This window comes from Sphingopyxis sp. YR583 (assembly GCF_900108295.1).
Lineage (GTDB): Bacteria > Pseudomonadota > Alphaproteobacteria > Sphingomonadales > Sphingomonadaceae > Sphingopyxis.
Genome location: NZ_FNWK01000001.1, coordinates 1040715 through 1055704, shown reverse-complemented (window position 1 = coordinate 1055704; position 14990 = coordinate 1040715). Strand labels below are relative to the sequence as shown.

Genomic DNA, 14990 nt, shown 5'->3' with positions numbered 1-14990 from the left:
GCTTCGTCAGCTGAGGAGAGATTTCGATGAAGAACCCTGAAACCGAGGCTCCTTTGCCGTCGCGCCGAGCTGTCCTCGCCGGAGCTGCCGTTGCCGGCGCTCTGGCGTCGCCGATGGCACGCGGCGCGCCCGGTGGCGGGACGACGGCTGCTGGCCGAACGGACGAATATGATGCGATCGTGGTCGGTGCCGGTTTTGCGGGGCTGACCGCAGCGCGCGAGCTCAAACAGCATGGCTACAAGACCCTGGTTCTCGAGGCGAGGGACCGGGTAGGCGGTCGAACATATACGGCTGAATTCAATGGTAAGCCGCACGACCTGGGCGGGACCTGGGTTCACTGGTTCCAGCCGCATGTCTGGGCGGAGATCAGCCGCTACGGGGTCGAGATCGAAGAGTCGCCGGGCAATTTCGCGGACGATGTTATCTATCTCGACGAAGAGGGCCGGCGCCACCAAGCCAAAATGTCGGAACGCGGCGCGGAATTTTATGGACCGATCCAGGCGATGTTCGCCGATGCGCGCGAGATCATGCCACGCCCGGCTGAACCTTTCGTCGACCGTCGCTGGGTCGAGGCGGACACTATCTCGGTGGCCGACAAGATCGCGGCGACGCAGCATACGCCCGAAAGCCGCATACTGGCGGCAACGATGTTCACCGCCAACAGCGGCGGCGCTTCAAAAAACGTGTCCTGGGTCGACATCGTGCGCTTGGTCGCGCTGAGCGGCTATAGTCTCGAACTCGAATCCGACGTCGTCAGCCGTTTCAAGATCAAGGGCGGGATGCGGTCACTCTATACGGCGCTCGAGAAGGACTGCGGTGCGACGATCAAGCTCGACAATCGGGTTGCGGTAATCGAAACGACCGCGAGCGGCGTCCGCGTTATCGGCGCCGACGGTGAGGTCTACTCTGCGAAAGCGGCGATCTCGACCGTTCCGTTGAATGCGCTCAAAGATGTTAAATTCAGCCCGCCGCTCCCCAGGGAAAAGCTCAAGGTCTCGATGGAAGGCCATGCCGGCAAAGCGAACAAGATCCATATCCTGATCGAGGGCGAGCGTCCGATCTTCACCGCTTGGGCACCCGGTACCGGGCCGAGCCCGATCAACCACATCTTTTGGGACGGCGCTGCAAATGGGCATACGCACCTTATCGCTTTTGGATCCGGCGACAATCCAATCCAGGTCATGGATAGGGAGGCAGTCGAGAAGGCGGTGCGACAGTTTCTTCCCGATGCGAAGGTCGTCGCGGTCAAGGCGCATGACTGGAACAACGATCCCTATTCCAAAGGCGCCTGGTGCATCTCAAGGCCGGGGCAAATTTCAAACGCGCTCCGCGATCTGCAAGCTCCTCACGGCCGTGTGTTCTTTGCAAGCGGCGACTGGGCCAGCGCTTGGCGGAGTGCAATCGACGGCGCGATCGAACAAGGTATTGTGACGTCTCGCAATGTGCACCGCTTGCTTTCAAGACCATAGGCGTCGCTAAAATAGCTCGCATTCGTACGGTATTAAGGAAACCAGTTTGCAAGCTGGCCGTCTGGAACCGTTTAGAGTTTCGGACGTAAGGCGTCGGAAAGTGGGCGGTGCCCGAACCGCGGTGATCATGGGCTGAGTTATGGGGGAGCTGTTTTACGCGCGCCGCGGGGCGGCTGATGGCTGCCTAGAAGGTGGACGTGCGCGCTAGCGAACGCTCCAAATTCGGATTGCGAAACCGGACGGCAAACTGCAGACGCGCCGATTCTGGCAGTGTGACCTCGGCTTTGCGGCGGCACCGACGTGAGCCTGCCCGCTGTCAGGCGCTGGACTGTGCGGGCTCGTGTCGGTGAAAGGCGGTACCGGTATTCCGGATGGCAGGACGGACGAGCGTGCGCGAGAACGTGGCGATCGAGCGTGAAGCAGAACCCCAGCGCGCGAATCGGGCTAATCTGGATATCGCGTTCAGCGTTCGACTCGCCAGGTAAAGGTGCCGAATGGGTCTGCCCGCGGCAGCCCGCGTTCAATCAGGTGCCGCGCTCGCCGCCCGCTTCGCATCGAAGCTTGCAGTAATCCGCGGAGCGGTTCGTGCAACGGCCACTAACCGCCAAGCACCGCCTTCAACTCGACGAATTCGTCGAAACCATATTCTCCCCACTCGCGGCCGTTACCGCTCATCTTGTAGCCGCCGAACGGCGCGAGAATGTCGCCAGCCGATCCGTTAATCGAAATCCGCCCGGCGCGGATGCGCGCGGCGACGCCGGGCAGGTCGTCACCGTCACCGCCCCACAGATAGGCCGCGAGGCCATAATCGGTGTCGTTGGCGATGCATACGGCATCGTCGGGATCGTCATAGCCAATGATCGACAAGACCGGGCCGAAGATCTCTTCGCGCGCGATCGTCATGTCGGAGGTGACGTCGGCGAAAACCGTCGGGCGGACATAATAGCCGGTTTCCAGACCATCGGGTTTGCCGGGGCCGCCGGCGACCAGCGTTGCGCCCTCTGCGATGCCTTTTTCGATCAGTTGCTGGATGCGTTGCCACTGCAATTGCGAGACGACGGGGCCGATCACGGCGTCGCTTGCGGGGCTGCCGACCGTCACCTTCGCGGCCTCTTCGCGGGCGAGTGCGGTGATCTCGTCCATGCGCGCCGCGGGGACGAGCATGCGGGTCGGTGCGTTGCACGACTGGCCGGAATTGTTCATCACATGGCGCACAGCCACGCCAACGGCTTTCGGGAAATCTGCGCCGGACAGGAGGATGAACGGCGATTTTCCGCCAAGCTCCTGCGCCACCCGCTTGACCGTCGGCGCCGCGGCGATGGCGACCGCGACCCCGCCGCGCGTCGATCCGGTAAAGGAAACCATGTCGACGTCGCGATGCGAGGCAATCGCCGCGCCGGTGTCGGCGCCGCCGTTGACGAGGTTGAAGACTCCGGGCGGAACCCCAGCGGCATCGAGAATCTCGGTAAAGACAATCGCGGAAAAAGGCGCGACTTCCGATGGTTTGAGGACGATGGTGCAGCCGGTGGCAAGCGCCGGTGCGACCTTGCATGCGACCTGGTTCATCGGCCAGTTCCACGGCGTAATCAGCCCGCAGACGCCGATCGCTTCCTTGCAGATGCGCGTGGTGCCGCGCTGTTCCTCGAAGACATAGTCGGTCAGCACCTTGATCGCGGCTTCGAAATGCGACAGCCCGCTTTTCGTCTGCCCGCCGGCGGCGAGCGCGGCGGGGGCGCCCATTTCGAGAGTGATCGCCGCGGCAATGTCGGCCTCGCGCCGGCGATATTCCGCCACGATACGCCCTAGCAGGGCGAGCCGCTCTTCGCGCGTCGTCGTCGACCAGCTCGCAAAGGCGCGCCGCGCCGCGGCGACGGCGCGATCGACGTCCGCGGGACCGGCTGCGGCGATCCGGCCCGCGACCTGCTCGGTGGCGGGATCGATGACATCGATAACTCCGGCTTCGGTGGGCGCCAACCAGACGCCGTCGATGTACAAATTCCGATGGTCACGCATAGCGGCCCTCCTGTTTCGATCTGTGAACTGGGATTAAGGGGCGGTGGCAGGCGTATCGCGCCGCGCCGACCAGAGCATGCTGATTGCAGCGTAGGCGACGACGATCACCACCAGCCAGCGCAGCCAGTCGAGCGGTAGCGACTTGACCAGATAGGCGGCAATCAGCACCGCCGGGACGCCTCCCACTGCGAGCCCGAGTGCCGCGGGCAGGCTGTAGCGGCCGCTGGCGACGAAGCGAGCGCCGCCCACCGGCATCAGAAAGGCGCACGAGCCCATCATGATCGGGAAGGCGACGAGCGGGTTCATGCCGAGCAGGCTGACGAGAATGAGGCACGGCGCATACAGCCCGACGCCGAGCATCATCAGCGCACCGAGCAGAAAACTCACCGCAACCGCAAGGGCCAGCTTCGCACCTTCCAGCCCCTCCGCAACGCCGCCGCCCGGCATCAGCCCGAGCAGGCTGACAAGGAACAGGATTGCGGCGCAGAGCAGCGCAACGCCCATGCCGATCTGGATGGCGCGCCGCGGCAGGCGGGCGACGAAACCGACGCCGAGCCAGGCTCCTGCGACCGCTGCGACGATCATCCCGATCAGCGTTGCCGGATCGACCGAAACGATCGCGATAAAGATCAACGCCTGCGTAATCGTCGGCAGCGCATGGCCGACGTTAAGCGTGCCGGGAATTTTTTCATCCGCCACATGGCCGGAGAGTTTGAAAGCCGCCGTTGTCGAGGCGAAGGAGCCGATGCCGAGCGTGTCGAAGAAATTGGCGACGAAACCAATGGCCAGATCAACCGGACCGGGGCGGCGCCCGGCGGGGGGCGTTTCGGCATTGCGCCGTTCAAGCTTCCACCAGCGGACTGCGAACCAGATCGCAATGAGGCTCAGTGCGGCAAGAATAATGTGGGTGAGCGACGGGATCATGCATTTGCTCCCGTGTCGTGCGCCGCGAGGCGCGCACGTTTGACCGGCGCTGTTTCCGGGATCGAATACATGGCGATCAGGCCGATGATCACGCCGCCAATCATGTACCAGGCCGGGGTCATCGGGCTACCGCTCAACTGGGTCAGCCAGGCGACGGTAAATTGCGCCGACCCGCCGAACACCGATACCGCCAGCGCATAGATCAGGCCGAGTGCGCCCGAGCGCACGCGCTGCGGCAGCGATTCTGCGATCACGACGAAGAAGACCGATGAGGCGAAGGTCGAACAGATCGCGAGGATCGCGCAGGCAACATAGAGCGCGGTTGCCGTCCGTTGCTGTTCGAGCAGTTCGAAACAGGGAAAGACGGCGAGGGCGAGGGCGATCCACGGCACCAGCATCACCGGCTTGCGCCCGATGCGGTCCGACAGCGATCCGGCGAGCGGCGCGCAGATGGCGCCGCAGACGCCAACCACCACCGTCGCGCCGAAGGCGAACTGGGTCGTCATGCCCAGCGTCGCGCTGGCATATGTCGTCATATATTTGAGCAGATAGTTGGTCGTCGTCGCCGCCGCTACGAGGCACACCCCGGCGATCGCGACGCGGCGATAGCTGACGGCGATCTCCACCGGATCGTTCGCGGCTTCGGGATGGAGCGTTTCGACGAGGGTGCGCCGCAGGACGAGGCCGATCGGGATGATCACCGCGCCGAGCAGCAGGGCGATGCGCCAGCCCCATGCGTCGAGCATCGCGTCGCTCATCAGCGACGAGAGCAGCAGCCCGATAATGCCGGCGGTCAGGGCCGAGAGGTCAGCACTCATCGCCTGCAGCGAGGTATAGAGGCCGCGCCGGTTCGCCGGGGCCGCTTCCATCAGGAAGGCGGTCGCGGCGCCGACCTCGCCGCCGACCGCGAAGCCCTGGATCAGGCGGCAGAGCACCACCATCACCGGCGCGGCGACGCCGATTGCGGCGTAGGACGGAATGAGCGGCAGCGCGAGCGACGCAAACCCCATCAGGCCAAAAGAGACCAGCATCGCCGGCTTGCGGCCGACCCGGTCGGCGAACCGTCCGAGCAGGATCGCGCCGAGTGGCCGGGTCAGGAAGCCGACGCCGAAGGTCGCGAGCGACGCGAGCAAGCTGAGCCCCGGCGTGTCGGACGGAAAGAAGGTCCGCCCGATTTGCGCCGCGAAATAGGCATAGGTGACGAAATCGTAGAATTCGATGGCGTTGCCGAGGCACACCCCGGCGACCTGCTTCCTCGACGCCGCAACCGGCGCTGCCCCTTCCGCGGACATCGTCTATTCTCCCCACACCGCTTCGTAGATGCGCAGCCAGTTGTCGCCGGTCAGCTTGCGCAGTTCGTCGTCGGTCCAGCCGCGCTGCGCGAGCCCCGTCACGACATTCGGCAATTTGCCGATATTTTCGAAGCCCTTGACATAATCCCACGGCAATTCCTGCGTATAGGCTTCGGGCGCCATCAGGATCACGTCGGCCTGGGTCAGCGGCCCGACGTCATTGTTGCGACCTTCGAGGAAATCGGGGCCGAGGCCGATGTGATCGATACCGATCAGCCGTTTCAGATAGTCATATTGGTCGAGATGCCGGTAGAGGCTTGCCTGCGGCGAGCGGACGAGCTTCGCATCGCTCGCCTTGCGGACGTGGAAGTCGCTGAACGCGGTGACGCCGACCACGCCGCCGGTCCTGGCAATCGCCTCGAACATCGCGTCGGTGGTGCAGCGCGGATTATCGTTGAGGGCGCGCACATTGGTGTGGCTGCAGATGACGGGGACGCCCGACGAGACGGCGAGCGCGGCGAAGGAGGTTTTCTCGTTCGTGTGCCCGGCGATGTCGAGGACAAGATTTTCCTTGTGGATCGCCTCGACCAGCCGGTGCCCGGCGCGGGTCAGCCCGGTGTCGGGTTCGAGGCAACCGCCGCCGAACGGGTCGGCGAGATTATAGGATATGCCGCAGATGCGGAGGCCAACTTCCCGATAGGCGCGCAGATTTCCGAGTTGGGGCTCGCCGCCGACGATCAGTCCGCCCGCCGACTGCCAACCCGCGATATGCGAGAGGCGCCCTTCGCTCTTGAGGCGCCGGATGTCGCGCACGCTGCGCGCCTGACCGATCTCGGCCTTGTTCTCGTCGAAGAAGCGGAACAGGCTGGCGAAGGACGCGAAGTCGTCGCCGACGCTCTGGTGCCAGCAATCGACGCCGCCCTTGCGGAGCATCGCGAGAAATTCGGGCGAGCGTGCCGAGGGGTCGAGACCGTTGACGACGATCCGCTGCCCCGCCGGCCTTGCCTTGGCGAACGCGCCGCCGGGGAGGCTGATCGCGGCCCCCGCCGCGAGTGCGCCACTCAGGACGGCGCGGCGGCAGGGATCAGCCGACGCGGGCAAGGAGCCGTCCTCCATCCGCGAGGAAGCGGGCCTTGCCGTCGGGGCCCGGCTTTACGAAGCGGAGCAATCCCGGCTGGACGCCGGCGAAGGACGATGGCCGTTCGAACAGGCCATCGCCCATCGACGCCAGTTTCAGCGCCGGCTTTTCCATATCCGAGTTGTCGTAGGTCCCGATCTTGTCATAGGTCCGCAGCGTCAGCCCACCCGCTGCGGCGGCGATCACATAGCGATCGGCGTTATTCTCATAGGTGCCGACATAGCGCGCGGAATCGATGCGCTTGCTGCTCCGCTGCAACGGGGCAGGGGGTTTGAGGCCGGTCCAGCCGCGCGTGACCGGATTCAGAAACGCGTCCATCAGCGCGTCGCCGCGATCGCAATTGGTCAGCAACGCCGCGACGCGCCCGGTGGCGGGATGCGCGACGAGCATCGACCGCACGCCCGGCCCGCCGCCGCCATGGCTGACGAGCCCGCCGGGCTGGATGCTCCAGCCTAGCCCATAGCCATGCGATTCGACGCCCATGCTTACATATTCGCTGGTCTTGGTGATCATCGCCCGCGCCGATGCTTCCGACAGGATGCGCGTGCCGTTGGTGCCGACCCCGCCGCCGATCAGCGCGCGCGCGAAGTCGACGAGGTCGGTCGCCGTGGTCATCTGCGTCGCGCCGGCCGGGGCAAAGCTTGGCGCGAGGAAGGGCCGCCTGGTCTGGAACATCTTGCCCGTCGTATAGTCGGTAAGATCGCCGATGCTGGTCCGGAAGCGCGGCACGTCGAGCGGATCGACGAGGGCATGCGCCATGCCGAGCGGTTCGTAGATGCGCTTCCTGACGAGCGTGTACCAGCTCTCGCCGCGCAGTTTCTGCGTCAGATAGCCGGCGATCACCGTCGCGACATTGTTGTACGACGTCTCCGTACCCGGTGCGAACAACTGGCCGAGACCGGCGCAACGGTTGATCGTGTCGACGATGCGTTCCTGGTCGGGGCCATATTCGGGCAGCCATTCGCCGTCGATCCCGCTGCTGTGATTGATCAGCATCTTGCAGGTGACGCGGCCGAGCGCGTCCATGTCGCGGGTGCGCAGTTCGGGGATATGCTTGAGGACCGGATCGTCGAGGGCGATCAGCCCGTCGTCGACGAGCTGCATCACCAGCGTGGCATTGGCGACCTTGGTGATCGAGCCGACGTGCATCAGCGTGTCGGGGGTGACCGGATCGCCGGTGACGCTGTTACGGAGCCCGGCCACGGCGCTGTGCAGCGTGCTGCCGTCCCAATAGGCAAAGGAAGCTCCGGTGATGCGATGCGCGTCGACCGCGGCGCGCAGCGCAGCGACGAAATCGACTGTCGGCGCGCTGTCCGATGCCCTTGAGGCCGCTGCTGAGGTCGCTGCCATTGCCACCGGCGGGGTCGCGACGCCGCCAGCTGCGACAAGCGCCGCGCCCGTTTTCAGGAATTCCCGCCGAGTCGACATCAGCCTCTGCCTCCCATCCGATCGCGCGGTGTGCGCCGTCTTCTTTGACCAGCTTTCCCTTTGCTACGCCGTCAACAACGGGGTGGGGAAATTTTTCATTTCAAAATTGGATAAAATGTCCTAAACGCAGATCGACTGTTAGCCATTGGGGGATTGTCATGTCAAGACTGCGCACCGCGAACCGCCGCACCATCCGGATCGGACTGATGGGGTCCGCCGCTGGCGGCGTCCTGTTGTCGGCAATGATGCCGGCCGCGGCGATGGCGCAGGGGGCGTCGAGCGACGCCGATCCGAACGAGATTGTCGTCACGGCGACGCGCCGCGAAACGACGGTCCAGGATACGCCGATCAACATTGCGGCCGTCACGGGCGACCAGCTCGAACGCGAAGGTCTGAGCTCGATCGCGGAAGCGACCCGCGCCGTTCCCGGGATCAGCATCATCGACCAGGGCTCGCGCGGCGCCAGCCAGATCATTGTGCGCGGCCTGAACGCCGAACCGCTCCGCGCCAACGACGTCGGCAATGATGGCGGCGGCACGGTCGCGACCTACCTCGGTGAAACGCCGGTGTTCATCGAGCTGAAGCTCAACGACATGGAGCGCATCGAGGTGCTGCTCGGGCCGCAGGGCACGCTCTATGGCGCCGGCACGCTGGGCGGCGCAATCCGCTATATTCCGCGCCGTCCGCAGTTCGACGCCTTCTCGCTCGATGTGCGCGGCGACGTCTATAAATATGATTCGGCGGGTTCGGCGAGCTTCGATGCGGGAGCGACGATCAACATTCCGGTCGCGTCCAATCTCGCGCTCCGGGCATCGCTCGACCGGCTCGAGGATTCAGGTTTCATTGACCAGCCTTATGTCGTGCAGACGCCGGGCGTGTCGCTGCCGAATGCGCTGGCCACCCCGGCCGGGCGCGAAGCGAATTTCCGGCGCGTCAAGGATGTGAACTATGAGGACACCTGGTCGGGCCGGGTGGCCGCGCGCTGGCAGCCGTCGGACGCCATCGACCTCAACCTTACCTATTATTTCCAGTTTCAGGACAGCGGCGGCCGCCAGTCTTCGTCGGCGCGGCTGACCAATCTGCCCGTCACGATCGGCAAATATGAATCGGCGCTGCGCGTCGAGGAACCGTCGAAGCGCGACAATCAACTGGTGGCACTGGAAGCCAGTTTCGATCTCGGCTTTGCCAAGCTGACCTCTGCATCGAGCTATTCGGACTATCGTTCGCGGGCGCAGCGCGACCAGACCGACCTCGCGATCCAGCTCGGTTTTGGATACGAAAACTTCGATCCGCTCGTCGACTACACCGATGAACGCGTCAAGGAAGAGCGGATCAATCAGGAGCTGCGCCTCGTTTCGACCGGCGGCGGCCCGTTCAACTGGGCGATCGGCGGTTTCTACAACAAATATAAGCAGCGCATCGATTATGCGGAGCTGATCCCCGGATTCTACACCGGCGATCTGCGCGACTATATCTCGCTCGATCTGCGCAAGCGCGAGGAATATGCCGTTTATGGCGAGCTTTCCTATGACCTCACCGACGCGCTCAATGTGACGGTCGGCGGGCGCTATTATAAATATGACCTGGTCACCTCGGCGCAGTTCGCCTTTGGCCCGGTCCCCCCTTCAGGGCCGGCGTTCTTCCCGGCTACGCCGGGCGGCCAGAAGGACGACGGCGTGCTCGGCAAGTTCAACATGTCGTATAAATTCTCGCCTGACATCCTCGGCTATCTGACGGTCAGTCAGGGCTATCGCGGCGGCAATTCGAACGGCGTGTCGCCGTGCCCGACGCCGCTGCCGGTGGACGTCTTCGTGTGCGGCCAGCCAAACGAACTGGCCTATAAGCCCGATACGACGACCAACTATGAAATCGGGCTGAAGACCGAGCTTTTCGACCGGCGTCTGACGCTCAACGGCGCGCTTTTCTATGTCGACTGGAAGGATGTCCAGATCGGTTCGGCGACGCAGGTCGGACAGGTGGGGATCACCGTCAACGGCAATGGCGCGTCGAGCAAGGGGGTCGAGCTCAGCCTCGATGCGCGGTTGGCCGAGGGGCTTCGCCTGCAGGGCAGCTATGCCTATACCGATGCGCAGCTCGACGAATTGTCGCCCAACCTGATCGCCACGATCGCACCGCCGGGATTCGATACCGTCTATATCGACGGGCAAAAGGGCGATCGCCTGCCGGGATCGGCCAAGCATCGCGGCAGCGTGTCGCTGTCCTATACGACGCCGGTCAGCAATTCGCTCGACCTCGACATGGGCTGGAGCAGCACTTTCTCGGGCAACGTGCTCACCACGACGGGGGGACGGGGTGGCAGCCTGACGCTGCCGTCCTATTCGATCAGCTACGCGCGGATCGGCCTCGTCAACAAGGATGCCGGTTATTCGGTCACGCTTTATGCGGACAATATCTTCAACGAATATGCCGAAATCGGCGTCCGGGATTCGGCGCTCTACAACCAGAATGTGGTCAATGCGGGCGGCAATACCGTCTATTTCCGCCGCTTCTCCACCTCGGTCGCGCCGCCGCGGCGGGTCGGCCTGCGCTTCACGAAAAGCTTCTGATCCGATAGGCCTCGCCCGCAGGGGCGGGGCCTTTTCCTGCAGGGGGGGATGAATGACGCGTCGTGCTATTCTGGTGTCGCTTGCGGTGGTAGCCTTGGCGGGGATCGCCGCCGCGCGGTTCGCGCCCTATATCTATGCCGAAAGCTGGCCGCTGCTGAACGATCCGGCAACGGTGATGTCGCCCGAACCGGCCAGGATCGCCAAGGGCCGGATGGCGGACGACTATTTCGCTGTCGAGGATCTGGGGCATGGCGTTTATGCGATCGGCGAGCCGCGCTATTATCAGGCGAATTATTCCTACCTGATCGTCGGCGACAAGCGCGCGCTGCTGTTCGACGCGGGCTCGGGCACGCGCGATATGCGCCCGGTGGTCAAGGGGCTGACCGACCGCCCCGTGACAATCTTGCCGTCGCATCTGCACTATGACCATCTCGCCGGGATCAAGGATGGCGACCGCGTCGCGATCGTCGACCTGCCGGCGACCCGCGCCGATGCCGACGGCAACCGCTTCCGCCCCGGCCGCTATCAGTTCCTCGGCATGTTCGACGGTCTGGAGACGCCGGCGTTCGAAGTCGCCGAATGGATCAAACCCGGCGCGACGATCGACCTTGGCGGGCGGACGTTGCGCCTGCTGTCGACGCCCGGGCATACGCCGCAATCGGTTTCGCTCTATGACGCGGCCGGCGGCCGGCTGTTCACCGGCGACTATATCTATCCGACGATGCTCTATGCCTTCCTGCCCGGCGCGAACAGGGGTGAATATCGGCGTACGGCGCAGCGTCTGTTGAAAGAGCTTCCTCCCGAAACCCGCCTCTGGGCCGCGCATTGCTGTCGCCGCGAAGAAGGCTATGCCGCGCCGTGGCTGACGATGAAGGATCTGGCCGACCTCGATCGCGCTTTGGGCGGGATCGATGCCGGTACGCTCAAGGGTGAGGGCTTCTTCCCAAAACGCTATCGCGTCAACGACCAGATGGATATCGGGACGACGCTGCCGTGGATCGGTTCCTGACGCGTCAGAAGCGCGCGAGGTCGTAAGGCGCCGGGTCGAACGGCGGTTCGCCGGCCATGATGCCGCAGAGGAGTTGTGCCGAAACCGCCGCTTGCGTAATTCCGAGATGCTGATGGCCAAAGGCATATCCGATCCGCGGCATCGCGGCGAGACGGCCGATCGCCGGCAGTGAGTCGGGGAGCGAGGGGCGACTACCCAGCCAGACTTCGGGGTCTGCGGAGAGACGCATGTCGTCGAAATAGCGACCGGCAAAAGCTGCGAGGCTATGCGCGCGCCGCCAGTCGGGCGGCGCGGCGGCGTCGGCAAACTCGACCGTTCCGGCTAGGCGCAGCGCGCCGTCCATCGGGGTTGCAACGCAGGATTCGCGCTGGAAGGTGACGGGCCGCGAGAGCAGGCTGCCAAGGCCGGGCAGCGCGAGGTGATAGCCGCGCTCGGCCTGAAGGGGGACGGCTGCGCCGAGTGGCCGCAGCAGCGCCCCCGATGCGAGACCTGTGGTAATCAAAATCCGGTCGGCGCGGTGGGAACCGGCGTCGGTGACGAGTAGGGCGGCGGTGTCGTCGCATCCGATCGTCAGCACGCGTTGGCGGATCACGCTTCCGCCGGCTTCGCGGAAACGGGCGAGCAGGCTCCGGCTCAGCGCTAGCGGCTCGCCGATGTCGGCGTCGCTTTCGTGGAGCAGGCCGGCGGTTGCCGCCTTGCCCAGTGCGGGTTCGAGCGCCAGCAAGTCGTCCCGATCGAGCCGACGCGACGGCAGGCCGTGCTGCGCAAGGCGCATCCGGACATCGTCGAGCTCCGTACGGTCTTGCGGATCGCGGATCAGCCGGATCATGCCTTTTTCGCGCAACTGGTCCGGCCGGCCGCAATGCGCGAGCAGGTCGCGCCACGCCGCGACCGCACGGCCGTTGAGTGCGGCAATGGCGTGCGTGATCGCATCCTGTCGCCGCGCTGACAGCGTCGTCGCGGCGCGCATCATCCACGGCATCAGCTGCGGCAGCGCCGCAGCGCGGATGACCGCCGGCGCGTCGCGGGCCAGCAGCATCCGCGGCAGGCTGGCGATGCGGCCCGGGGTAATCAGCGGGAAGATTTCGGATGCCGCGATAATCCCGGCATTGCCGAAGGAACAGCCCATGCCAGGATCGGCCGCATCGAACAGCGTGACGCGGTCACCGCGCCGTTGCGCCTCGACCGCTGCCGCCAACCCGACGATGCCCGCGCCGACGACGACGGTCGATCTAGAACTCACCGATCTTTTCCCAGACCAGCTCAGCCGCGGCGAGATCGGCCAGCGCGGTGCCGACTGACTTGAACAGCGTGCGCGTTCCGGCGGGGAGCACCAGGTCGCCCCCGACGAGGGCGCCGATGTCGCCGCGGATCGCATGCCGTGCGATCACGCCCTGTTCGAGCGGGGTGCGAAGGTCGCCGGCCTCGGCGAGCGCGCCCTCGATCGTGTCGACATAGATCACCGACTGGCGAACGCCCTCGTCGTCGATCTCGCGCATGTCGGGCCGATAGCCGCCGACGAGATCGACGTGGGTTGCCGGCTGCACCCAGTCGCCGCGGATCAGCGGTTCGGTTGCGCGCGTTGCGGCGGAGATGATGTCGGCACGTCCCGCGGCTGCTGCCAGATCGTCGGCAATGGTCACCTTGGCATCGGGCAAGCGCCGACGGACTTCAGCCGCGGTGTGTTCAGCCTTGGCGGCCGAGCGGCCCCAGACCTCGACGGTATCGATGGGGCGCACCACGGCATGGGCTTCAGCGAGAAAGGGAGCGAGATGTCCGGTTCCGAGCAGCAGCAGATGACGGGCGTCGGGGCGCGAAAGCGCGCGTGATGCGAGCGCCGAGATCGCCGCGGTGCGGCGCGCGGTCAGCTCTTCGGCATCGAGTATGGCGAGCGTCTCGCCGGTCCTGGTATCGATCAGGATGAACAGCCCGCCGATCACGGGGAGGCCGTTCGCCCCATTGTCCGCCGTGACGGTCAATATCTTCACGCCGGCATACCGATCGGCCATCGCGGGCATGACGAGCAGTTCGCGGCCGGTTTGGCGCGACACGCCAAGCCGCAGCGGCGCCGCGGCCGGTCTGCGCAGCGCGATGGCCAGATGATCGACGAGCGCCGCAAGGGGCAAGGCGCCGGCGACTTGCGCGGCGCCGATCGTTTTCATGCCTGAATATGATCGCGTAAGCGCGTGATCTCCCATAGCGGGAAGATAATAGGATTATTGGATAAAAAATCCAACATCTTTTTGATTGGCGTTCAGGCCACCGCGGTGGCTATTTTTCCGTCGTCCTCGCGGTCGCGCGCATCGAGCATTTCGAGCAGGTCGGCGCCTGTGCGTTCGATATGGTCGCGGGTCAGCGCCACCGCCTGGTTGACCAGCCCGCGCCTGCAGAGGTCGAGCAGGCCGCCATGATCTTCCTGCGCCTTGTCGATGCCATATCCGACCGTCAGCACGAGCCGCGTGTAGCGGTCGGCGTTGACGAGCAGACCGCGGACGATGTCGAGCGTCTTGCTGCGGCCGGACGGGGCGTAGAGTGCCATATGGAATCGCCGGTTGAGGTCGCCCCAGGTGTCGACATCGCCGGTCAGCAGCGCGGCATCATATTCGGCGAGGATCGACGTGGCGATGGCAAGGTCATCCTCGGTCATATTTGCGATGGCGTGGCGGATGAGGTCGGGTTCGAGCATTGTGCGCAGATCAAAGAGCTCTTCGATATCGCTGCGCGACAGGCCGGTGACGACATATCCCTTGTGCGGGAAGCTGGCGACAAGGCCTTCGCTTTCGAGCCGCGAAAGCGCCTCGCGCACCGGGATCCTGCTCGTTCCCATCTGCTCGGCCAGCGCGTCCTGCCGCAAGGGCGACCCGTCGGCGATCTCGCCGGACAGGATGAGCTGGCGGATTTCATCTGTGACCGCATCCGCGATCTTTACGCGGCTGACGATTTTCGGCTGCCTCTTTTCCGGCTTTTTCACCGAACTTCCCCGCTTGTTCCTTCCGGTCAATGATAGGCGGCTAGAGGCTTCGGCGCAATTGGATAAAAAACTGGGGATTGGGCGTGGCTGGGGGCCGCCCTTGTCATTCGTTTGGCATCGATGCCCGCTTGTCCAAATCTCGATCAGAAAGCGGGCATACCGCAACCGGCCAGCGGAGA

11 protein-coding genes are annotated in these 14990 nt (G+C 64.8%); 3 read left to right on the top strand and 8 right to left on the bottom strand.

The window, feature by feature from the left end; genetic code table 11:
• The first annotated feature begins 26 nt into the window (after nucleotides 1–26).
• Nucleotides 27–1469, top strand: a complete 1443-nt coding sequence (locus BLW56_RS04885; protein WP_093509496.1) for a flavin monoamine oxidase family protein — start codon at nucleotides 27–29, stop codon at nucleotides 1467–1469.
• Nucleotides 1470–2066: 597 nt separating this feature from the next.
• On the opposite strand, the gene BLW56_RS04880 is transcribed toward BLW56_RS04885, so the two are convergent.
• Genes BLW56_RS04880 through BLW56_RS04860 form a run of 5 tightly spaced genes read right to left on the bottom strand, consistent with a single transcriptional unit; the run spans nucleotide 2067 to nucleotide 8264 of the window.
• Nucleotides 2067–3482: an aldehyde dehydrogenase family protein gene (locus tag BLW56_RS04880; protein WP_093509495.1), complete on the bottom strand. Its 1416-nt coding sequence runs from the start codon at nucleotides 3480–3482 to the stop codon at nucleotides 2067–2069.
• A gap of 33 nt (nucleotides 3483–3515) precedes the next feature.
• Complete coding sequence (locus BLW56_RS04875; protein ID WP_093509494.1) at nucleotides 3516–4406, bottom strand: sulfite exporter TauE/SafE family protein; 891 nt, start codon at nucleotides 4404–4406, stop codon at nucleotides 3516–3518.
• On the bottom strand, nucleotides 4403–5698 hold the full coding sequence (locus tag BLW56_RS04870) for an MFS transporter (RefSeq protein ID WP_093509493.1): 1296 nt from the start codon (nucleotides 5696–5698) through the stop codon (nucleotides 4403–4405). Before BLW56_RS04870 ends, BLW56_RS04875 begins: the two co-directional genes overlap by 4 nt.
• Nucleotides 5699–5701: 3 nt before the next feature.
• On the bottom strand, nucleotides 5702–6799 hold the full coding sequence (locus tag BLW56_RS04865) for a dipeptidase (RefSeq protein ID WP_177175825.1): 1098 nt from the start codon (nucleotides 6797–6799) through the stop codon (nucleotides 5702–5704).
• Nucleotides 6783–8264 carry a serine hydrolase domain-containing protein gene (locus BLW56_RS04860; protein ID WP_093509491.1) on the bottom strand — a complete coding sequence of 494 codons (1482 nt, stop codon included), beginning with the start codon at nucleotides 8262–8264 and terminating at the stop codon, nucleotides 6783–6785. Before BLW56_RS04860 ends, BLW56_RS04865 begins: the two co-directional genes overlap by 17 nt.
• A gap of 158 nt (nucleotides 8265–8422) precedes the next feature.
• On the opposite strand from BLW56_RS04860, the gene BLW56_RS04855 reads away from it, so the two are divergent.
• Nucleotides 8423–10831: a TonB-dependent receptor gene (locus BLW56_RS04855; protein ID WP_177175824.1), complete on the top strand. Its 2409-nt coding sequence runs from the start codon at nucleotides 8423–8425 to the stop codon at nucleotides 10829–10831.
• A 52-nt stretch (nucleotides 10832–10883) separates the two neighbouring features.
• On the top strand, nucleotides 10884–11840 hold the full coding sequence (locus BLW56_RS04850; protein ID WP_093509489.1) for an MBL fold metallo-hydrolase: 957 nt from the start codon (nucleotides 10884–10886) through the stop codon (nucleotides 11838–11840).
• A 4-nt stretch (nucleotides 11841–11844) separates the two neighbouring features.
• Here the strand turns inward: BLW56_RS04850 and BLW56_RS04845 are convergent, their stop codons facing one another.
• From BLW56_RS04845 to BLW56_RS04835, 3 genes are all read right to left on the bottom strand, one after another.
• Nucleotides 11845–13083: an NAD(P)/FAD-dependent oxidoreductase gene (locus BLW56_RS04845; RefSeq protein WP_177175823.1), complete on the bottom strand. Its 1239-nt coding sequence runs from the start codon at nucleotides 13081–13083 to the stop codon at nucleotides 11845–11847.
• Nucleotides 13073–14002, bottom strand: coding sequence for an ornithine cyclodeaminase family protein (locus tag BLW56_RS04840; RefSeq protein ID WP_093509487.1), 930 nt, complete (start codon nucleotides 14000–14002; stop codon nucleotides 13073–13075). Before BLW56_RS04840 ends, BLW56_RS04845 begins: the two co-directional genes overlap by 11 nt.
• 92 nt (nucleotides 14003–14094) lie before the next feature.
• Complete coding sequence (locus BLW56_RS04835) at nucleotides 14095–14811, bottom strand: GntR family transcriptional regulator (RefSeq protein WP_177175822.1); 717 nt, start codon at nucleotides 14809–14811, stop codon at nucleotides 14095–14097.
• Between the last annotated feature and the right edge of the window lie 179 nt (nucleotides 14812–14990).